The organism is Anabaena sp. AL93 (assembly GCF_001672085.1).
Lineage (GTDB): Bacteria > Cyanobacteriota > Cyanobacteriia > Cyanobacteriales > Nostocaceae > Dolichospermum > Dolichospermum heterosporum.
Map to the genome: position 1 here is coordinate 36,409 of NZ_LJOU01000026.1, position 19,767 is coordinate 56,175.

Annotated in this window: 19 protein-coding genes and 1 pseudogene; 10 read left to right on the forward strand and 10 right to left on the reverse strand. The window is 36.0% G+C overall.

The window, feature by feature from the left end; genetic code table 11:
* The first annotated feature begins 339 nt into the window (after positions 1-339).
* Positions 340-1,107: an ATP-binding cassette domain-containing protein gene (locus AN486_RS08930; RefSeq protein WP_053539031.1), complete on the forward strand. Its 768-nt coding sequence runs from the start codon at positions 340-342 to the stop codon at positions 1,105-1,107.
* 195 nt (positions 1,108-1,302) lie between these two features.
* Entirely contained in the window at positions 1,303-2,829 is a 1,527-nt protein-coding gene (locus tag AN486_RS08935; protein ID WP_290600237.1) for a glycine betaine ABC transporter substrate-binding protein, read from the forward strand.
* Between the two features lie 72 nt (positions 2,830-2,901).
* Here AN486_RS08935 and AN486_RS08940 read toward each other — a convergent pair whose 3' ends face one another.
* From AN486_RS08940 to ovoA, 5 genes are all read right to left on the reverse strand, one after another.
* A complete protein-coding gene (locus tag AN486_RS08940) occupies positions 2,902-3,225 on the reverse strand; it encodes a nucleotidyltransferase domain-containing protein (RefSeq protein WP_039204366.1) in 324 nt (107 codons plus the stop codon).
* A 322-nt stretch (positions 3,226-3,547) separates the two neighbouring features.
* Positions 3,548-4,042 carry a DUF427 domain-containing protein gene (locus AN486_RS08945; RefSeq protein WP_148765839.1) on the reverse strand — a complete coding sequence of 165 codons (495 nt, stop codon included), beginning with the start codon at positions 4,040-4,042 and terminating at the stop codon, positions 3,548-3,550.
* Positions 4,043-4,087: 45 nt separating this feature from the next.
* Positions 4,088-4,948, reverse strand: coding sequence for a sterol desaturase family protein (locus AN486_RS08950; RefSeq protein ID WP_148765837.1), 861 nt, complete (start codon positions 4,946-4,948; stop codon positions 4,088-4,090).
* Positions 4,949-5,087: 139 nt separating this feature from the next.
* Positions 5,088-6,065 (reverse strand): L-histidine N(alpha)-methyltransferase, encoded by a 978-nt coding sequence (gene egtD, locus AN486_RS08955; protein WP_290600244.1) that lies wholly within the window; start codon positions 6,063-6,065, stop codon positions 5,088-5,090.
* Between the two features lie 99 nt (positions 6,066-6,164).
* Entirely contained in the window at positions 6,165-7,487 is a 1,323-nt protein-coding gene (gene ovoA, locus AN486_RS08960; RefSeq protein WP_290600246.1) for a 5-histidylcysteine sulfoxide synthase, read from the reverse strand.
* A gap of 617 nt (positions 7,488-8,104) precedes the next feature.
* On the opposite strand from ovoA, the gene AN486_RS08965 reads away from it, so the two are divergent.
* Entirely contained in the window at positions 8,105-10,123 is a 2,019-nt protein-coding gene (locus tag AN486_RS08965) for a DICT sensory domain-containing protein (protein ID WP_053539040.1), read from the forward strand.
* Positions 10,124-10,383: 260 nt separating this feature from the next.
* Here the strand turns inward: AN486_RS08965 and AN486_RS08970 are convergent, their stop codons facing one another.
* On the reverse strand, positions 10,384-10,506 hold the full coding sequence (locus tag AN486_RS08970; protein ID WP_290600249.1) for a hypothetical protein: 123 nt from the start codon (positions 10,504-10,506) through the stop codon (positions 10,384-10,386).
* A gap of 183 nt (positions 10,507-10,689) precedes the next feature.
* On the opposite strand from AN486_RS08970, the gene AN486_RS08975 reads away from it, so the two are divergent.
* The 6 genes from AN486_RS08975 (at position 10,690) to AN486_RS09000 (ending at position 15,165) form a co-directional block, all read left to right on the forward strand.
* Positions 10,690-11,106 carry a photosystem I reaction center subunit II PsaD gene (locus AN486_RS08975; protein ID WP_015079642.1) on the forward strand — a complete coding sequence of 139 codons (417 nt, stop codon included), beginning with the start codon at positions 10,690-10,692 and terminating at the stop codon, positions 11,104-11,106.
* Positions 11,107-11,328: 222 nt separating this feature from the next.
* A complete protein-coding gene (trpE, locus tag AN486_RS08980; RefSeq protein WP_290600253.1) occupies positions 11,329-12,840 on the forward strand; it encodes an anthranilate synthase component I in 1,512 nt (503 codons plus the stop codon).
* A gap of 51 nt (positions 12,841-12,891) precedes the next feature.
* Complete coding sequence (locus AN486_RS08985; RefSeq protein ID WP_168636018.1) at positions 12,892-13,116, forward strand: hypothetical protein; 225 nt, start codon at positions 12,892-12,894, stop codon at positions 13,114-13,116.
* 55 nt (positions 13,117-13,171) lie between these two features.
* Positions 13,172-13,417 carry a UPF0175 family protein gene (locus AN486_RS08990; RefSeq protein ID WP_168636017.1) on the forward strand — a complete coding sequence of 82 codons (246 nt, stop codon included), beginning with the start codon at positions 13,172-13,174 and terminating at the stop codon, positions 13,415-13,417.
* Positions 13,414-13,896, forward strand: coding sequence for a DUF3368 domain-containing protein (locus AN486_RS08995; RefSeq protein WP_168636016.1), 483 nt, complete (start codon positions 13,414-13,416; stop codon positions 13,894-13,896). The genes AN486_RS08990 and AN486_RS08995 overlap by 4 nt, the downstream gene beginning before the upstream one ends.
* Before the next feature lie 69 nt (positions 13,897-13,965).
* Positions 13,966-15,165 (forward strand): PD-(D/E)XK nuclease family protein, encoded by a 1,200-nt coding sequence (locus tag AN486_RS09000; RefSeq protein WP_168636015.1) that lies wholly within the window; start codon positions 13,966-13,968, stop codon positions 15,163-15,165.
* 81 nt (positions 15,166-15,246) lie between these two features.
* Here AN486_RS09000 and coaE read toward each other — a convergent pair whose 3' ends face one another.
* From coaE to cobA, 3 genes and pseudogenes are all read right to left on the reverse strand, one after another.
* Positions 15,247-15,846 (reverse strand): dephospho-CoA kinase, encoded by a 600-nt coding sequence (gene coaE / locus AN486_RS09005; protein ID WP_053539045.1) that lies wholly within the window; start codon positions 15,844-15,846, stop codon positions 15,247-15,249.
* A gap of 159 nt (positions 15,847-16,005) precedes the next feature.
* On the reverse strand, positions 16,006-16,812 hold the full coding sequence (locus AN486_RS09010; RefSeq protein ID WP_290600258.1) for a uroporphyrinogen-III synthase: 807 nt from the start codon (positions 16,810-16,812) through the stop codon (positions 16,006-16,008).
* A 163-nt stretch (positions 16,813-16,975) separates the two neighbouring features.
* Positions 16,976-17,692, reverse strand: a pseudogene (gene cobA / locus AN486_RS09015) (uroporphyrinogen-III C-methyltransferase); the annotation flags it as partial.
* A gap of 220 nt (positions 17,693-17,912) precedes the next feature.
* Here cobA and AN486_RS09020 point away from each other — a divergent pair.
* A complete protein-coding gene (locus AN486_RS09020; RefSeq protein ID WP_190383342.1) occupies positions 17,913-18,608 on the forward strand; it encodes a response regulator transcription factor in 696 nt (231 codons plus the stop codon).
* Positions 18,609-18,872: 264 nt separating this feature from the next.
* Here AN486_RS09020 and AN486_RS09025 read toward each other — a convergent pair whose 3' ends face one another.
* Positions 18,873-19,154, reverse strand: coding sequence for an Npun_R1517 family heterocyst differentiation transcriptional regulator (locus AN486_RS09025; protein ID WP_027400789.1), 282 nt, complete (start codon positions 19,152-19,154; stop codon positions 18,873-18,875).
* Positions 19,155-19,767 lie beyond the last annotated feature (613 nt).

The window sequence follows — 19,767 nt, forward strand, 5'->3', positions numbered from 1 at the left end:
GAGGTGCTAGGGGTAGAGAATACTTACTCAGGCATAAAATCTCATAAAAGTAGAAATAAGTGAATAAAAAATACCCACCACCTTTGTTTCTTTTCATACGGAACCAATAAGATCCCCGACTTCTCTAAGAGGTTGTTTGAAAAGTTTTAGGTTGTGATTTTAGGCACTTACAGATCCCCCCTCACCCCCCTTAACAAGGGGGGAACTAGAGTCAAAGTCCCCCTTTTTAAGGGGGATTTAGGGGGATCTAAAAATATTTGATACACCATGAGGGACTTTTCAAACACCCTCTAAGAAGTCGGGGATCTGACCACCTTAATTTTGTTTAACGAAACCATTATGTCAACAACATCAGAAATTGCCGTTGAGTTTCAAAATACCAGTTTTGCCATTAATCACCGTCCTTTGTTATCTAACTTAAATTTGAGCATTCATCAAGGGGAAGCCTTAATTTTATTAGGACGTAGTGGTAGCGGGAAAACTACAACTTTAAAATTAATTAATCATTTACTTGTCCCCACCCAAGGACAAGTTTTAGTCCAAAATCGTCCCACAACTAACTGGGATGCCATTAAACTGAGAAGACGGATAGGTTACGTCATCCAAGAAACAGGTTTATTTCCCCATTTTACCATCGCTGAAAATGTCGGACTTGTGCCATCTTTAGAAAAATGGTCACCACAGAAAATTCAAAATAGAGTTTATGAAATGTTAAACTTAGTGGGATTAGAACCAGAAAAATTTGCTCAACGTTATCCCCATCAATTATCAGGAGGTCAACGTCAGCGAGTGGGAGTTGCTAGAGCTTTAGCCGCAGATCCACCTATCCTATTAATGGATGAACCTTTTGGCGCACTTGACCCAATTACCCGTTTAGAATTACAACAACAATTTCAATATTTACAACAACAATTAGGAAAAACCGTGATATTTGTCACCCATGATATTCAAGAGGCCTTCTTTTTAGCTACAAGAATTGGTTTAATGGATGAAGGGAATTTAGTTGTATTAGGAACTAGAAGAGAATTTCTCCAATCTCAACATCCAGAAGCAAAAGCATTTTTAGCTTGTTTAAATACTAGTAATAATTGGGAACAACTTAATTAGAATGAATATTAATTTAATTTTTGTAGGTTGGGTTGAACGAAGTGAAACCCAACATTATCGGCAAGATAGCAAGGAGTATTGGGTTATGCTTCCGGCACACTACGTGAACCTTCCTTAACCCAACCTACAATAAATTTTGTTTTAAATAAAGGAAACAGTAGATCCATTAAAAGTAGATAAAGAAATCCAAAAATTATGTTTTTATTTCAATACGGCACAGAAATAATTATCCACAGTGGAGAACATTTAATATTAGTCATTATCTCCCTAGTAATAGCAATTTCCATTGGTCTTCCTGTAGGCATTCTGATCACTCGTCAATCAAAATTAGCTTCCCCCATTCTTGGTTTAGCAAATGCCATTCAAACCATCCCTAGTTTAGCCATCTTCGGCTTTTTAATTTCCGTACCTTTTCTGGGAGGAATTGGCAAAATCCCCGCCATAGTTGCCTTAACTCTTTATGCCTTACTTCCCATAATTCGCAATACCTATATTGGCATTAATAGCATCAATTCCGCCATTAAAGAAGCGGGTATAGGCATGGGAATGACAGATCAACAATTACTATTGCAAGTAGAAATTCCCCTGGCTTTACCAGTCATTTTAGCAGGGGTAAGAGTAGCCACAGTTATATCCGTAGGAATTGCCACAATTGCTGCTGCTATTGGTGGTGGTGGTTTAGGAGTATTTATTTTTCGCGGTATTTCCACAGTTAATAATGAATTAATTTTAGCCGGAGCAGTCCCCGCAGCTTTGATTGCTTTGAGTGCAGATTTCGGTTTAGGATTATTAGAAAAAAGACTCACCAACCAAATAGAAAAAAAGGGTAAATTTAATTGTAAAATTGCCATTGTTTTAGGAATTGTTTCTTTAATCATAGCTGGATTAATTGCCTTTAACTATCAACAAAAACCCGCAACAATTATCATCGGTTCAAAGAATTTCACAGAACAAGTAATTTTAGGAGAAATATTAGCACAACACATAGAAAATCATACGAGATTAAAAGTAGATCGTCGTTTTAATTTAGGAGGAACATTTATTGCTCATGAAGCAGTAAAAGCCGGAAAAATTGCCGGGTACGTGGAATATACAGGAACTTCATTTACGACTATTTTAAAAGAAAAACCAATTAGTAATCCTGAGACTGTTTATAAAAAAGTCAAGGAATACTATGATCAAAAATTGAAATTAGCAGTGATGAAGCCTTTAGGATTTGAGAATACCTTTGCCATGATTATCAGAGAAGAAGATGCCAAAAAATGGCAAATTAAAAGCCTTTCGGAAATTGGTAAATATAGTCCACAAATGAAAGCAGGATTTGGATATGAATTTTTAGAACGTGAAGATGGTTATCCAGGATTATCTAAAACCTACAACTTAAAATTTGCCAATATTAAACAAATGGAATTAGGATTAATGTATCAAGCATTAAAAGAAAAACAAGTAGATTTTATTGCTGCAAATTCTACAGATGGTTTAATTCCAGTTTTAAACTTAGTGATTTTAGAAGATGATAAAAAATACTTTCCACCTTATCAAGCTATACCTATTTTTAATCAAGAAATTCTCCAAAAATATCCAGAGTTAACAAATACCATTAATCAATTAGGAGGTAAAGTTTCGACAACTGCAATCCAAAAGATGAATTATCAAGTAGATAACCAATCTCAACCCGTGGAAAAAGTTGTCAGTGAGTGGTTAAAATCTCAAAAATTATGATTTTCAGATATTTGATTCTCAAAAATATAAAATTTTCTTTAGCTTTTCTTATAAATTTTTGCTCCTCCGATGTCATAGAAAAATACCTTCTTTTTTGACATTATAATTAAAGGGAGTATTTTCATTTTCAAACTTTGCTGAAGAGATGAAGTGACGAGAAATAACAACATCGTTATTTAGACAAATATTTGAGATTATTTGACTTGTTCTATCAATTTCATGATAGGGGTTAATCTCTGATTTCAGAACAACCAGAATATCAATATCAGAAAATTCTTGAGCGTCTTCCCTCGCTTGAGAACCATATAAAATAATTGCTTCCAGTTGGTTTTGATAAAGTTTTTGCAAAGCTTGTTTAACTTCTTGTAATATCAAGTTAAGCTGTGATTTGTTCATTGCGTAAGCGTGGCGTTAGCCATATGGAACGAAGTGAAATGAAGCAATTCCAAGGGTTGTGATTGCTTCCCTTCCCTCGCAATGACTGTAAATATTTTTGTCCAATTACTTATACCGAAGAAAGAATTAACCGTAGATAAGTAGGTGAACACAATAAAACCAAACTGTGTAAAGAAATGTAAAATCGCCTAAACCCTCTTCACTCTTGCCTCTTGCCTTTTGCCTTGCCATAACGACAATTTTCAACGCCAACCTACTTAATTTCTCCATGATGTCCATGAGTTGTCAAACTATCAATTTTGACAACTGAAATTTTCCTTATTTACCACCACATAGTTCCTGGTTCACCTTTAAATGGTCCAACAATATCAGAAGTAATCCACCCTCCGTAAAAATCACCTGTTTGGGCTTTAACTAATTCATCATTCACATAGCAAGCATCCATTAAACTGGCATAAAAACTGTAATATTCTTGAATTGATTCAAAATTAGGACTAGGTTGAATATATCGCCAAGCACCATTATTTATGTATTTATCTCCTACGGAAATATCATAATATTGACACCAACCTTTCCATTCACACCAAGTTTTTCTAGGTGTCTCTATTAAATGTTCTAACTGAATATCTTCAGCCGGAATATAATAACCCGGAGGATGACTTGTTTCTAAGACTCTTTTAGCTTGATGTGTTTGAGCCAAAACAATCCCATTAACAATTATCTTGAGATGTTTGTTAGTATCTTCTAAAATTGCCGGACGGGGATAGTCCCAAACTGATTCTTGACCTGGTTGTGGGGGGATAGGATTTGGTCTCATGATTATTTAATGGATGATTTTGATGATTATAATTACGTCATTATATCACATATTTACCGACTTTCTAGTATTTAATTCACCAAAAATGCTATTAATTTTAGATTCAATTGAACTCACAGGAAACATAATTCCCGTTTTTTTATTAATAGGATTAAGTGTATTAAATACCCTATCCCAAAAACCATGAATACCATAATTACCATTAAAACCAGTATGATGCAAATCATGAAAATCTGAAGGAATAAAAAATATTGATAAAGAACTATGACCTTCTAAATTATAAATGTTACCTATTAAAGTCCATGCACAAAGTTGAGTGATGTCATACCCAAAGATAAAAATAGGTAAAACATCCGTTATTGTAACAATAATATATTCTATAAGGCTTTTATGTCCAGCGACAAAACTTGATGTATCTTGGAATTCATGATGTTTAAGATGAATTTTGAGAAATGATTTTGTATGAAATAATCTATGGGCTATATAAAAACAGAAATCAGCAGTAACTATTCTCATCAAAAACCATCCCAAATTTAAAAGTAAACTATTACCTCTATGAACTTCTGGAGCTAAATATATAATGATTAATGCGGTAATTAGAGCTTTTATTTCTCCTGTAATGATACCTTTTAAAGTGAAATTAGGAAATAATTGTTTTTTCACTTTTTTGACTCTTACAGTTAGTTTATCATGAAAAAAATCGTTACTTTTGATTAATTTTTCAATAAAAATACCAATAGCATAAAATGAGATAGTTCCAACCAACCAGTATAATAATGCTTGGGTAATAAAATTTAGTTTGAGCTTATTTAACAGCAAAAAAAATAACTGTTGAGCAATTGTACAACTAATGGCAATTTTGAGATAAAATTCCATCTCAAAACAGAAATTCAATAATTTTTGCATTTTTATTACCTCTAAGTTCCTTAAATAAACATTTAATTGATTTTATCTAGTTGAATAATTACAATTATCAGCATTCAGCATTTTACAAGTATAAGTATTTTTCATCCTGATTTTTAAATCCTGAATGCTGACATAAAACTTATACAACTTGACAAAGAATCAACCCAAACCACTCTTTTTCATCTGTCCAAGTTTTCACAGTTTTCAATCCTTTATCTGACAAGTTTTTTTCCATTGTTGCTAAATTAAACTTACGAGAAATTTCTGTAAGGATACTTTCTCCTGCTTCAAAGTTAACCTTTAAATCCAAAAGTTCTAAAGATACCCAATGGCTTTTTTGGCAATGTAAATACATTTCAATTTGATGATCAACTTGATTATAAACCGCTTGATGTTTAAACAAACTGATATCAAAGTTACCTTGAAACCGCCAATTTAAATGAGAAAGCATATTTAAATTAAAAGCAGCAGTCACTTCCTGACTATCATTATAAGCAGCTTCTAAAATATCCAGGGGCTTTTGTAAATCAATCCCTAGCAGAAAGTAATCTCCTGGTTGTAAGGTTCGAGAAACTTGATTTAAGAAAATATCACATTCTTCCTGATTAAAATTCCCTAACGAACTTCCCAGAAAAAACAACATCCGTGATTGTAAATAATTCGATTCTAGATGAACCAAAGCTTGTTCATAAGTTCCTAATAACCCATGAATAGCAATATCAGGATACTTTTCTTGTAACTGTAAAACACTAGTTTTCAGAATACCCCCACTAACATCAATAGGAAGATATCTACAAGAATTAGCAATTTTTTGATAAGCCGTTAATAAAGCTTGAGTTTTCGTAGAACTACCACTACCTAATTCTATCAAGTCACAACAATTTGTAATTGCGGCAATTTCATCAGCATATTCTTGTAAAATCCAGGCTTCTGTGCGAGTCGGATAATATTCTGGTAACTCACAAATTTTTTCAAATAATTGAGAACCAGGATCATCATAAAAATATTTGGGAGGTAAACTTTTCAGTTTTTCAGTTAACCCCTTAATAACATCCTTGCCATCAATACTTAACTCTTGATAATGATGATCTAAAACTGTTAAAGGCTGTGCAATCATTTTCTAAATCCTCTAGAGTGATTATAAGATCCCCGACTTCTGATATCAATTGATAATTTATTCACAAAATAAAAAAAGAAGTCGGGGATCTCGATTTTATTAATCCAAATTTTCAGCAACTCTAAAACCGACGTGCTGATAAAAATAAGGACGAAACCAGTTACGATAACAAGGTAAAGCCATTGTACCATTCGTTGCCCAAGAACCACCCAACATCATAAAATGTTTATCATCAAAAAAGGGTGCAGATTGATCTTCATAAAGATGGTGAGTTTTAAATCCTGGTAAGGGTTTGAATGTTTCCCCTAACCATTCCCAGACATTACCCCGTAAGTCATAAAGTCCAGATTGATGATTTTCTGAAAACATTCCTACAGGAGTTGGAGAAATAAATTGTAAGTTAAGATTATAGTTATTTGCTAAACTGGAATCTTCAGATATTTTTAAGGCTTGATGCCATTCTGCTTCTGTCATTAACCGAGTATTTTTACCTTTCCACCGACAAAATGCCATGGCTTCATAATGGTTAACTTCTACAGGCCAATCTAAAGGTAAATCTAGTTCATCAAATGTAGCACGATAGCGATAGTTATTTTCTTGGTGTATCCAGAATTTGGGATATTGGATATTGTAGAGTTGTTTCCATGTCCAAGATTCAGTATGCCAATAATTTACATTATTATAACCACCGGCTTGGACAAATTCTAAAAATTCTCCATTGGTAATCAGATATTGACTTGCTAAAAATGGTGGGACTTCTCCTTCTAAATCACCATATTCACTATCCCAAGCAAAAGTTAAATCATCTTGGCGTTTTCCTAATTTGACTATACCACCAGGAATTTCTCGCATTTGATTATGGGGAATTTCTCGATTAGTAGGTGCATAATTCCATTCTTGGGGACGGTTTAAGTTCTCAATAGGTAATTGACGCAGTAGCATAGATGAGGTTTCTAGGTGAATGCGACTATGTTCTATTCCCATTAATAAAGCCCAGATAGGATGCTGTTGATGAATGGGTAAATTTAAAGGAGTTTGATGAATAATTGCGGTAATTTCTGCTCTAGCTTTGTCTCGATATTCCCAAACTTTTTGAAGTTTAGGCCAATTAACTCCTTGAATGGCTATTTCTAATTCTGCCGGTGTTTCTGGATCAACGCCAATTTCAAATAGGGTTTCATATTGGGGGTTAATCCGATGTTTGATTAATCCCACCTGAATTAATTTATTGATATAAAAAACAGCCGAATGTTCAAGGTAAAAAATTAATTTATTTCTTAAAGGATCGGGATTTAGATAGAAGGTTTCTTCCTTAATTACACTTTTCATTAAGGTTTCTTCCATTTCCCAGGAATTTTCAAAATAGTTAAGTAGGATTGTTGAACTACAATCATTGAGTCGGGGAATAGGAGCATCTATCATTTTATTGACCTGGTGAATTAATTGTTGGTAATATCTGGATTGATTAATTTTTTTAAATCAAACCAGTGACTAATCCTGGGATTAATAAAATTTTTATCTGAATGATAAATATTTACAGGAATTGTACAGGAATTTTTGTGCGAGAATTATATGCTATGTATTTAATTATCTTATTTTGATACCATTTTTTTGTTTTTAATTAAAATTTAATATTTTCCAGTAAAATCACTACCAGCCGGATTCCTGTATTTAATGTTTTCAGTAAAATTACCAATAGCTGAATTACTATATTGACAAAAACAAATATAAACAATCTTTTTAGGCTAGTCTAAACTAAGTATATTAATTTCTAAGAATACCAATTTTTTGGGCGAGTTTGTTAGAATCATACATTAGCCCCTGTTATAGTGTTTTGGCGTTAGTTGCCAACAAAGCTATATTGGAATCGTCAGTAACCCAGCCCCAAAGGGACTGGCTTACGCAATGACATTGTGTAATTAATTCTATCTCACTCAAATCTCTGAAAACTTCTTTTCTCTTGCCTATTGCCTATTGCCTATTGCCTATTGCTGTATGTGTTTAATGACCAGTGACCACTGACTAACGACTAATGACTAATGAGTATTTCTACTTCTATACTGAGTGATTTACTAGACTCACTCCCCCATCTACGACCTCAGTTATATTTTAAGGCTTCACTAACTGCGCTCTCCCATGCTATGGAGGATCAGGTTTTAGCCGCTAATTTGGATCGTCCTCTGATTATTGCTAGTTTTCAGAAAGAGCGATTTTACCGTCAAGAAGCCCATCGTTATCAAAAACTGGCAGAAAAAAGTAATCAAATATATGTATTATCTGCACCGGAAACGGAGTTTGCTAATAGCTCAGAATATTATGAGAAGATCGCTTTTGAGCATGATGATGCTTTAGCTCAAGAATGGCATTTGCTAGTAGTTGCTGATAATTATGCTACTTGCTTAATCTGTAGAGAAAGCTTGGGTTCTCTGGCTAAAAATCAACATACCTCAGAGATGCTCCCTAACTTGGATATGGATACAGCGCAAAGATTTGAGGGGATTTGGACATCGGAAAAAGGAGTGTGTTTAAAAGCTGCCCAATTGTTATTAGATAGAATTCAGGCGTATCGTCCAGATTTAGCGGAAAAAGTGGATGAAGTGTCCAGTCGGTTGGGAATTGGGAAATTAACAGGTAGGTCAGTGATCAATTCTGATCATGAGTATGCTTGTGATCTTGATACTGACCCGTTTGTGCAGAGGTTGGTGACATATCTGCAAGCTAGTCAGTATAAGCTGCATAAAGCTTACCGTTCGATTGCGGCTCAAGCTCAGAAAGAACGGCTGGTAAATTCGATTAGTACAGCAATTAGGCGATCGCTTGATCCACGGGAAATTCTTCAAGTGGCAGCGCAAGAATTAGGACAACATTTAGGAGCCTGTCGTTGTCTAATTTATCGCGCCCAAGCTACAGATGCCAAAGCTATAATTGAACATGAATTTTTGAACTCTAATATCACATCGGTACTGGGTCAAAGTTGGGAGTTAGAACATAATCCCCTATTTCAGCAGGTGCTACAACAGCTTGAGGGGGTATGTGTGGCTGATACCCTGGGGGACTTTCAAGTCAAGAAATCACCAGCCTTATCGTCCATTGTCAGGCAGTTTGGCGTGCGTTCTTGGTTGATCGAACCCGTATTATATCAAGGGCGACTATTGGGAATTGTGGAGTTACATGATTGCCATTTTCCTCCCCATGAATGGCAACCAGGGGAGTTAGACTTAGTGAAAGCGATCGCCACCCAAATTGGTACAGCCCTGATTCAAGCCGAATCTTTTGCCAATTTAGAAGAACTCAACCAACAACTAGAAGCTTTAGACCGCACTCGGAGTAATTTAATTGCCATTACAGGACACGAACTCCGCACTCCATTATCCACCATTCAAGTTTGTTTAGAAAGCTTGGCTACTGAACCGGATATGCCTTGGGAATTGCAACAAATAATGTTGAGTACAGCCCTTACCGATTCCGAAAGAATGCGGAAACTGGTACAAGACTTTTTAACCCTTTCTAACTTAGAAAGCGGTCGGGTAGAATGGCATCCTGAATCATTAACCATTCAAGAATGTATAGATTTAGCCCTCAGTCGCTTACGGACACGCTCTAGCCAAGAAAAAATACCCAAAATCACAACTCAAATTTCCGCTAACTTACCTTTAGTCAGGGCTGATGGTGATTGGTTAGTGGAGGTAATCGCCAAACTTGTAGATAATGCTTGTAAATTTACTCCCTCTTCTGGGCAAATTATTATTAAAGCCATTAGCAATAGTCAGGAGATGCTAGAAGTCACCGTAGCTGACACAGGGCGAGGAATTGAACCCAACCGCCTAGAAATCGTTTTTGACCGCTTTTATCAAGAAGAAGGGGCATTGCGCCGAACTACCGGGGGAACTGGCTTAGGTTTAGCCATTTGTCGGCAAATTGTCAATGGCTGGCATGGAAAAATTTGGGCAGAGTCCACAGGTAAAGACCAAGGCAGTCAGTTCCATTTTACTATTCCCATTGTGTATGGTAGTCAGGAAATTGACACTCTCCGGTCTAAAGACGCGGAGATTCTATAGAGAGTTTCAGTCTATATCCCTCAGTTATCCCAGTTTCAGGCACTGCCTTAAATATTTGGGTTCTTGCCCTGATTTCGTTGGCCTTGGCGGGCGAAATCATATCTGACAAGCGTAACTTTCCGAGAGTCCCTCGGTAGCTTTTTATGTCTTTAGTGACAATATAGTTGTATCACGAATATGGATTAAAATTTGAAATTATTTCAAATTTTCAAATTAACGTCAAGGCAGGATTTATCGTGCCTCTAGCCTTCATCCCTTGTCTAAAGTCCAAATGTGGCTTCCTGAGTCAGCCACATTTTCAAGGGTTTTCGGCGTTCTTCCTTATAATTGACGACTGACAACCAACCAATCACTAAGGGATCACCAAAAAATAAATTACCCAATTTTGTGGGATGGGCATCCTGCCTGTCCTTGGTAATTAGCGGGCAATTCGTCCCGCACCACAAGAAACTTTTGGGGATTTTTTTAATTGGAAGTCCCTAAAAACTGTTACAGTCTATAACGCGATCGCAACATAAGTCGAGTTCCAATGTTAGTATGCCGTAAAAACCTACAAGAGACAGTTTATGGCAACTTTGACTGGAAAAACCCCAATCTTTGGTGGCAGCACTGGCGGGCTACTCACAAAAGCTGATGTAGAAGAAAAGTACGCTATCACCTGGACTAGTCCCAAAGAGCAAGTGTTTGAAATGCCCACAGGTGGCGCTGCTAAAATGGTAAAAGGCGAAAACCTACTTTACATTGCTCGCAAAGAGTACGGTATTGCTTTAGGCGCGCAACTTCGCAAATTCAAAATCACCGACTACAAAGTTTACCGCATTCTCCCCGGCGGCGAAACTACCATGATTCACCCTGCTGATGGCGTTTTCCCTGAAAAAGTAAATGCTGGACGTTCTATGGTGCGTCACGTACCCCGCAGAATCGGTCAAAACCCCAACCCTGCACAAATCAAATTCAGCGGTAAAGCTACTCACGACGCTTAGTACCGCAGGGCGGAATTAAAAATTAACAATTAAAAATTAAAAAAGCAGAAATAACTAGCTTTTTGTGTGATTTTTAATTGTTGGTTGATTTACGCCGTTGTCAACTAATCGTTATGTAGTGGGTAATGGGTAATAGGGAAAAAAGAAAAATTTTGCCCCCTTACCCATGACTAAAAGCTCGTTGTTAATTTTTAATTTTTAATTGTCAATTTTTAATTATTTATGATTTTCCCCGATTTCGACCAGTTTCAAAAGCTTGCTGTCCAAGGTAATTTTGTGCCAGTGTATCAGGAATGGATAGCCGACCTGGATACACCTGTATCTGCTTGGTATAAAGTTTGTGCAGATCAACCTTACAGCTTTCTGCTGGAATCGGTGGAAGGTGGGGAAACTGTAGGGCGTTATAGTTTATTAGGCTGTGATCCTTTGTGGATATTGGAGGCTAGGGGTGATAAAACAACCCAAACCCATCGAAATGGTGATCAACAGGTTTTTATAGGTGATCCGTTTACAATTTTATCTGAATGTTTAGCGCCTTATCACCCAGTAAAATTACCAGAATTACCTTCAGGAATTGGTGGTTTATTTGGGTTTTGGGGTTATGAGTTAATTAATTGGATTGAGCCGCGTGTACCAATTCATGCTCAAGATGAGCGCAACATCCCCGATGGATTATGGATGCAGGTAGACCAATTATTGATTTTTGACCAGGTAAAACGGAAAATTTGGGCGATCGCCTACGCAGATTTACGTGATCCAGCCGGGTTAGAGGTAGCATATCAAAAGGCGAGCGATCGCATTCAGGAAATGGTCAGGAAGCTATCTTTGCCCCTATCACCAGAAAACACCAAATTAGCTTGGACAGCCCCCGGAAACAAGCCTAAAGCGGGCATAGAGGACTATACCAGCAACTTTACCCGGACAGAATTTTGCGCCAGTGTGGAAAAAGCCAAAGCACATATTAAAGCTGGTGACATCTTCCAAGTCGTCATTTCACAACGCTTATCCACAGAATATACAGGTAATCCCTTCGCCCTGTACCGTTCTTTGCGCCAAATCAATCCTTCGCCATACATGGCTTATTTTAACTTCCAAGACTGGCAAATTATCGGTTCTAGCCCCGAAGTCATGGTCAAAGCCGAATGCAATGATGAAGGGGAAATTATCGCCACAGTCCGTCCCATTGCGGGAACTCGACCAAGAGGGAAAACCTCAAAGGAAGATGCAGCTTTAGCCGCTGATTTACTTCAAGACCCCAAGGAAATCGCCGAACACGTCATGTTAGTAGATTTAGGACGCAATGATTTGGGGCGGGTGTGCAGCAGTGGTAGTGTGAAGGTTGATGAATTAATGATCGTTGAACGCTACTCTCATGTTATGCACATTGTGAGTAATGTGGTGGGTAAGTTAGCACCGGGTAAAACTGCATGGGATTTATTAAAAGCGTGCTTTCCTGCTGGGACTGTCAGCGGTGCGCCTAAAATCAGGGCGATGGAAATTATTAATGAGTTAGAACCAAGTCGCCGGGGTGTATATTCGGGTGTCTATGGATATTACGATTTTGAAGGACAATTGAATAGTGCGATCGCCATCAGAACTATGGTATTACATAATCAGACGGTTACAGTCCAAGCTGGTGCAGGTTTGGTGGCTGATTCTGACCCAGAAAAGGAATATGAAGAAACTCTGAATAAGGCTAGAGGTTTATTAGAAGCAATTCGTTGTTTACGATAAACTCTACTTTTTAGAAAGAAGGGAAATTAAAATCAATACTGGAGTTAAACTATGATACCAGCTATTAGTAGACCTTCAACATTACTTGGTCGAATTAAAGTTGAAAAAGTAGATAAATTCAATTTATTTAAATTTACTGATGAACTCCAGAAGCGAATGGAAGAACTTTTGGAGAGAAAAAAAGCTGATTTGCTGACTTCAGACGAAGTTATAGAATTGGAAGCTATTGGAGAGTTAGATAGAATTTTCACTCACATCAATGCGATGTTAGTATGACTATGTAAAAGAATATCAATTCAGCAACGCCAAATCCCAGCAGGAGAATAGAGATATGAGTATTGTGATTACAGATGAAGTCTTGCAGACAATTCAAATGTCTGACAAAGAATTAGTTCAAGAAATAGCAATTTTGCTCTTTGAACAAGAACGGTTTACTTTAGGACAAGCGAGTAATTTTGTAGGAATGAATCAACTTGAATTTCAACGATTACTTGCTAGTCGAAAAATTCCCATTCACTATGATATTGCTGAATTTAGGGAAGATGTAAAGAGTTTAGAAGCTAATAATTGGCGATGATTATTATTAGCAATACATCACCTATCAGTAACCTCGCTGCGATTGGACAATTAACTTTGTTGCAGCAACTTTATGGTAAGGTCATTATTCCGCCAGCAGTCTATCAGGAAATTCTTGCTTCTGGTAGTACAGATCCGGGTACACTAGCACTTGAAACTCTCGATTGGATTGAAGTTATGCCAGTTACAAATGTTATCCTAGTTCAGACTCTACAAACAATTTTAGATCCAGGTGAAGCAGAAGCGATCGCTCTTGCTGTTGAGTTAAATGCTGATAGACTGATTATTGATGAGCGAAAAGGTAGAAATGAAGCAATAAAGTCCGGTTTACAGGTTACTGGAATCTTAGGTATTGTATTAGCAGCTAAACAACAAGGGATTATTCCACTGGTAAAACCGATATTAGATGATTTGATTGCTAATGGCTTCTGGATTCGTGAACAGTTGTATGCAGAAGTTTTATTAGTTGCAGGAGAATAGCAACCGGATGATATAAAATAATATAAATCTCTGTTTAGGTAAAATTTTAGCATTTGGGTGGGGTGAAATTTGATTTTAGACAAACGACGAGAACTACTAGAAAATTTTATAGTTGATAATGAAGATTTAGAAGAACTAGAAGCAAAACTAGCTGAATTCAATATTTTTGAAGCTATTGGTGTAGTTAGACAAGAAATTAGACATTCAAATTTTTTAGCATTTCTTTTAGACCCATCTCAAAATCATAGACTTGATGATATTTTTCTTAAGCGATTTCTGAAGCGAGTGCTTTTAGAAACTGATAACCCTACAGATACAAATAATGCAAAAATTAGTCCTGTTGATATAGATATAGCTGATTTAACAGACTCAGAGATTAGACGTGAGTGGCAAAATATTGATATTCTTATCCGTTCACCGCGTAATAAATTAATATGTGCTATAGAAAATAAAATTGATTCGGGAGAACATTCAAACCAGTTAGAAAGATATCAGAACATTATTGATATTGAATACAAAAATTATAGAAAGATTTTAATTTATTTAACCCCAGAAGGAAGTTTATCATCTGAAAATAATTGGAGAATATACAGCTATTCTCAAGTAGTAGAAATAATTGATAGTATTTGTAAAAGTTATAAATCTACTATTGGTGCAGATATTTACACATTAATGACACATTATTCTACATTAATTAGGAGACATATTGTGAGTGATTCAGAAATTGCAGAACTTTGCCGCAAAATTTATTTTAAACATAGACAAGCTCTTGATTTAATTATTGAGCATCGTCCCGACTTACAATCAGAAATAGCTGTGGAAATTAAGAAACTACTAAATCCACTTATTGAATCTAACGAAATATTTGCAGATTTTTGGAACAAGGGATGGATAAGTTTTGGAGCTAAAGACTGGGAAAATAAATCAGGAAGTCGAGAAATGATTTGTTTTGTAATTGAAAATCTTCCTGGTTCTCTTATAATGATAGTGCAACTTAGATCCATTGAAGATAAAGAAATTCGTCAGAAAATATTTGATTTATTACAAGAGCAAGACCATTCAAAAATTTTAAAAAAAACAAAACTAAATCGAAAGTATATGACTATTTATAATAGACAAATTTTAAATAAGATTGATTATGAGGATGGTGATATTGAAAATATATTCAAAAAAATTCAGGATTTTTGGGAGGATTTTATTAAAAATGACTTTGTATCTATAGAGAAGATAATCAGTGAAAATATAGAGGTGATTTTGAAGGACAATTGAATAGTGCAATGATATCACACAAGCGAAAAAAGAGATTGATGGAATATCAATCAATAAGCAAGAATATATCAATTATTTTATTTATAAAAATGTTGAATTTTGCAACAAAACTTTATCTATTTGTTTTAAAAGTGATTCTAAATTACCAGAATTATCTAAAACCACATCAGCACGAGCGATTTTTTCCGCAATAGGTAATTGACTATTAATTCTCGCTGCTGCTTGTTCCGCTGTTAAATTATTCCGTTCTATTAACCGCTGTTGTTGCTGTTGTGGAGAACAAGATACCACCCAAATTTGATTAACTAGATTTTCTAAATTAGCTTCAAATAATAGGGGAATCACTAAAATTAAAGTATTTGCAGATGATTCATTAATAGCTTTATCAAAACAATTTCTCACATAAGGATGAATTACCCTTTCTACCCAATAACGTTCTTCCGGTTGATGAAAAATAATTTCTCCTAATTTGGCTCTATTTAAATTACCATCACTTAATATGATTTCTCTACCATATTTTTCAGCAATTTGTGACAAAATAGGAGAACCGACAGATACTGCATCTCTCGCATAAATATCTGCATCTAAAATCGGTAAATTGTAAGTTTTAGCTAAGTAATTAGCAACTGTACTTTTACCTGTCGCAATTCCACCAGTTAAACCAATTAAGTTTTTAGTCATTGGTTATAATACTAAATTAAGATGAATCTTCATAGAATCAGATTTTAAGATTTATTGAACGCAGATAAACGCAAATAAACGCAGACAAAGAGGGATGAATTAATGGATTTCATGATTCTGTGCCACCTCACATAAGGTTGGTATTAGTCATTAGAAAATTCAGCTATGATTTGTCCATTTAATTATGGCATTTGTTAAACCTTCTAAGGTATATTCTTCTGCTTCAATATCTACTCTCCCAAATACAGTTTGACAGGTTTTTGAAGTTTGGGGACCAATGGAAGCTATGCAAACTCTGGCTAAATTTTCGGGATTGTAGGTAAATATATGCGCTGTTAATTGCGAGAAAAATAGGACTGTTTTAGAACTGGCAAAGGTAATAATATCTACAGTATTATTAACTAAGGCATATTCAGCCGCAGGAGGGATACTTTGAGGACAGCAAGATTCATAAGCGGGAACTTCAATTACTTCTGCACCTTTGGCTGTTAATTCTTTCACTAATACTTCTCTTCCACCACTTTCAACTCTGGGAAATAATATCTTTTTACCTATTAGTGATTCGGGAAAGTTTTCCACTAAGGAATCAGCCACAAAGTTAGGAGGAATAAAGTCAGCTTGGATATTTTGTTTTTGTAAACTTTGGGCGGTTTTTTCCCCAACAACGGCAATTTTCACACCTGATAAAGCATTTTTATCTTGACCGGATTTTTCTAATCGCTCAAAAAAGTATTCTACACCATTACTAGAAGTGAGAATTAGCCAATTAAAAGTTGATAAATGCAAAATTGCCTGATCTAAAGCTGACCAACTGCTAGGGGGTCCAATTTCTAAAGCTGGCATTTCTATCACATTAGCACCTGCGGAGGTTAAGCGATCGCTAAATTGATGCGATTGTCCCACAGAACGGGTAACTAAAATGGTTTTCCCAGTTAAAGGAGAAAGATTGTAATTCACGGTTGACATTAAATTTGTTGTCTTAATAATTTTAGGTTTCGCGCAAAAAAATATCCGTAGGTTGGGTTGACGCAAGGAAACCCAACATTTCCTGTACCCCAACATTTCCTAGAATTAGTTGGGTTTCACTTCGTTCTACCCAACCTACAATTTTACAAATGGAAATCTTTTACAGGTAATCGCGTAATCGCACAATTTCACCAATGACTATAACTGCGGGAGAGAGAGATAAACCAGCGGTTTGTTCGAGAATATTTCCCAGTTCTCCTGTCCAGACTTCTTGACTAGGCGTTCCAGCCCAACGGATAATAGCAATCGGCGTAGAATGGGATTTTCTATATTTTATCAGTTGATGGATTATTTCTGGTAAATTTTTTCCCCCCATCAAAATTACTAAGGTTTCTAAACTTGCTAATGCTTCCCAGTTTAAAGTTTCTGGTTCATGGGCTGTACAAACTGCAAAACAACGACTAAGAACGTTATCTGTAAGCGGAATTCCGGCTAATAATGGTGCAGCTAATGCAGAAGAAATTCCCGGAACGATTTCAAATTCACAACCTGCATTTTTTAAAGCTACAATTTCTAAAATACAGCGCCCAAATATGAAAGGGTCTCCCGATTTTAGTCGAATAACTTGCTTTTTTTCTAAACAATATTTTACCAATAAAGCGTTGATTTCAGTTTGGGAAGTGCTGGGTTTACCTCCACGTTTACCAACATCTATTTTTAGGCAATCAACAGGAACACAATCTAATAATTGACTATCAACTAAAGCATCGTACACCAACACCTGAGCAGATGCTAACAGCCGATAGGCTTTAACGGTTAAGTATTCTACATCTCCAGGACCTGCACCAACAAGATAAACTTTACCTATTTCTTTAATCATATTTATTGTTGACTTTTAATAATTTACCATTGGGTTTTGATGCGATATATAATACCAATTTAGGATGAGAATAGAATCAGATTTTAAGAATTATTGACCGCAGATAAACGCAGATAAACGCAGATAAAGACGGATGAATTAATGGATTTCCTCTGCCCTAGTAGTCAAGACTCACCAAATTTCGCTAGATTAGATCCAGGTACACTTATAGGAATTTTCAATGTCAGCACAATTGTTACTGGTAGATGACGAACCGGGATTACGGGAAGCCGTCAAAGAATATTTACAAGAAAGCGGTTTTAGGGTTCAAACTGCCAGTAATGCCCGTGAAGGTTGGAACTGGATGCAAGAGAACACCGCTGATTTGGTCATTTCTGATATTATGATGCCCCAGGTGGATGGCTATCAGTTCCTCAAGCAAATGCGAGATGACCCCCGTTTCCAAGCCTTACCAGTGGTATTTTTAACGGCTAAGGGCATGACAGGCGATCGCATTCAAGGCTATCATGCAGGTGTTGATGCGTATTTACCTAAACCATTCGATCCTGATGAATTAGTTGCCATAGTTGAAAACTTACTAGCGCGTCGCAGCGCCCAATCTCCCACTACCGGAGAAGACGGCGACACCCCAAATCTTGCCGATTTGGCTAATCAAATCGCTCAAATTAGAATACTATTAACTCATCGGAGTGCCATATCCCAAACGCCAGCCCCGTTTAAAATAGATTTGACTCCTAGAGAGCAAAGTGTTTTAAATTTGGTAGCGGAAGGATTAATGAATAAAGAAATTGCCCGTCGCCTAGAAACAAGCGTCCGCAATGTCGAAAAATATGTCAGCCGTTTATTTAGTAAAACTGGTACTAATAGCCGCACGGAGTTAGTTCGTTTTGCGCTAGAACATGGTCTAGCTAAGTGAACTAATCCTTTAGTGATGAGAGTTACTTGGTAAGAAAATGGTAAAATGCACCTAGATAAATTTGCTGCCGAAATAGTAACATAATGTTGCATATTTTACTACTAATTTTCTTAGCTTGCTAGTACGAAGACACAAATATTGTAGACGTATTTTTACGTTTACAAGCAAGCTTACTATTTGGGAAAATAGGTAGAGGCAGACTTTTAACACTTAATCCTGAAACCCCTAAATTAGACAGGCTATCACAAATAACTAAGCTGAATACTATTGTACGGTATCAGCGAAATTGCGTAACCGCATCAGTTGACGGCGCATTTGTGGAGAGGCTTTAAACTCTGAAATCTCCTGAGCTTTAACTGATGCTTGTAAGGTTTCTAAAAAATCGTCAGATCCTTCTGTTAAAGCTTCTAGTAATACTTGTAACAGTTGCTCACGATCACTTAACAAACTCTTTTCCTCAATCAGACGGAATTTGAGGTGAATTTCACAGTCATAAACACCTACTTCGGGATTATTTATTTGACGTGGTAATGCTTTGGAGTTCATAGTTTTGAGGATTTATTTGCTTAGTGGTTATACGGATTAGGGATTAAATCTCCAGAAAAATTCCTTATACTTTCTTTATACTTTTGTGAATCCAAAGTTTTTACAGATCAGAATTTCTCCTTATCCGTAAAACTGGCATTCTATTTTACTCCCCCTGTCTTTTTTCAGTTAGATTTTACTATTTTTCGATGTTTCTTTACTAGTTATGGCATATCTTAGCCATAAACTATTATTCGATTTTCAAGATGTCATACCATGAAGTTTTTGTAAATAGTTGATTAGCCCTTGATAAAGGTTTTTACATCAACTTGTTAAAAACGTCAAGAAATATTATTTTTTTTACTTTTATTTCCTGATAATACTTAAGCATTTTTACTGAAGACACTCCTTTGATAAATGCAATTCATAATTGTAGGAAAATTCACTAAAGTCGCTAGAAGTTGAGTATATTTACATGAGAAAAAACCAGAATCAGTAAAAAAATTAGAAAATTTTTTGTGAATAATCACATCCATGAGGCCAAGTTAACTTCTCAATTGCAACAGAGGGCAAGTAACTGGTTGTCAACCCGAAAATGGCGGGTGAAGGCAAGCAGGGGAGGTAGGGGGAGAAG

Coding starts and splice junctions, on each gene's coding strand:
- AN486_RS08930 (WP_053539031.1), top strand. CDS start 340: ATGTCAACAACATCAGAAATTGCCGTTGAGTTTCAAAATACCAGTTTT.
- AN486_RS08935 (WP_290600237.1), top strand. CDS start 1,303: ATGTTTTTATTTCAATACGGCACAGAAATAATTATCCACAGTGGAGAA.
- AN486_RS08940 (WP_039204366.1), bottom strand. CDS start 3,225: ATGAACAAATCACAGCTTAACTTGATATTACAAGAAGTTAAACAAGCT.
- AN486_RS08945 (WP_148765839.1), bottom strand. CDS start 4,042: ATGAGACCAAATCCTATCCCCCCACAACCAGGTCAAGAATCAGTTTGG.
- AN486_RS08950 (WP_148765837.1), bottom strand. CDS start 4,948: ATGCAAAAATTATTGAATTTCTGTTTTGAGATGGAATTTTATCTCAAA.
- egtD (WP_290600244.1), bottom strand. CDS start 6,065: ATGATTGCACAGCCTTTAACAGTTTTAGATCATCATTATCAAGAGTTA.
- ovoA (WP_290600246.1), bottom strand. CDS start 7,487: ATGATAGATGCTCCTATTCCCCGACTCAATGATTGTAGTTCAACAATC.
- AN486_RS08965 (WP_053539040.1), top strand. CDS start 8,105: ATGAGTATTTCTACTTCTATACTGAGTGATTTACTAGACTCACTCCCC.
- AN486_RS08975 (WP_015079642.1), top strand. CDS start 10,690: ATGGCAACTTTGACTGGAAAAACCCCAATCTTTGGTGGCAGCACTGGC.
- trpE (WP_290600253.1), top strand. CDS start 11,329: ATGATTTTCCCCGATTTCGACCAGTTTCAAAAGCTTGCTGTCCAAGGT.
- AN486_RS08985 (WP_168636018.1), top strand. CDS start 12,892: ATGATACCAGCTATTAGTAGACCTTCAACATTACTTGGTCGAATTAAA.
- AN486_RS08990 (WP_168636017.1), top strand. CDS start 13,172: ATGAGTATTGTGATTACAGATGAAGTCTTGCAGACAATTCAAATGTCT.
- AN486_RS08995 (WP_168636016.1), top strand. CDS start 13,414: ATGATTATTATTAGCAATACATCACCTATCAGTAACCTCGCTGCGATT.
- coaE (WP_053539045.1), bottom strand. CDS start 15,846: ATGACTAAAAACTTAATTGGTTTAACTGGTGGAATTGCGACAGGTAAA.
- AN486_RS09010 (WP_290600258.1), bottom strand. CDS start 16,812: ATGTCAACCGTGAATTACAATCTTTCTCCTTTAACTGGGAAAACCATT.
- AN486_RS09020 (WP_190383342.1), top strand. CDS start 17,913: ATGTCAGCACAATTGTTACTGGTAGATGACGAACCGGGATTACGGGAA.
- AN486_RS09025 (WP_027400789.1), bottom strand. CDS start 19,154: ATGAACTCCAAAGCATTACCACGTCAAATAAATAATCCCGAAGTAGGT.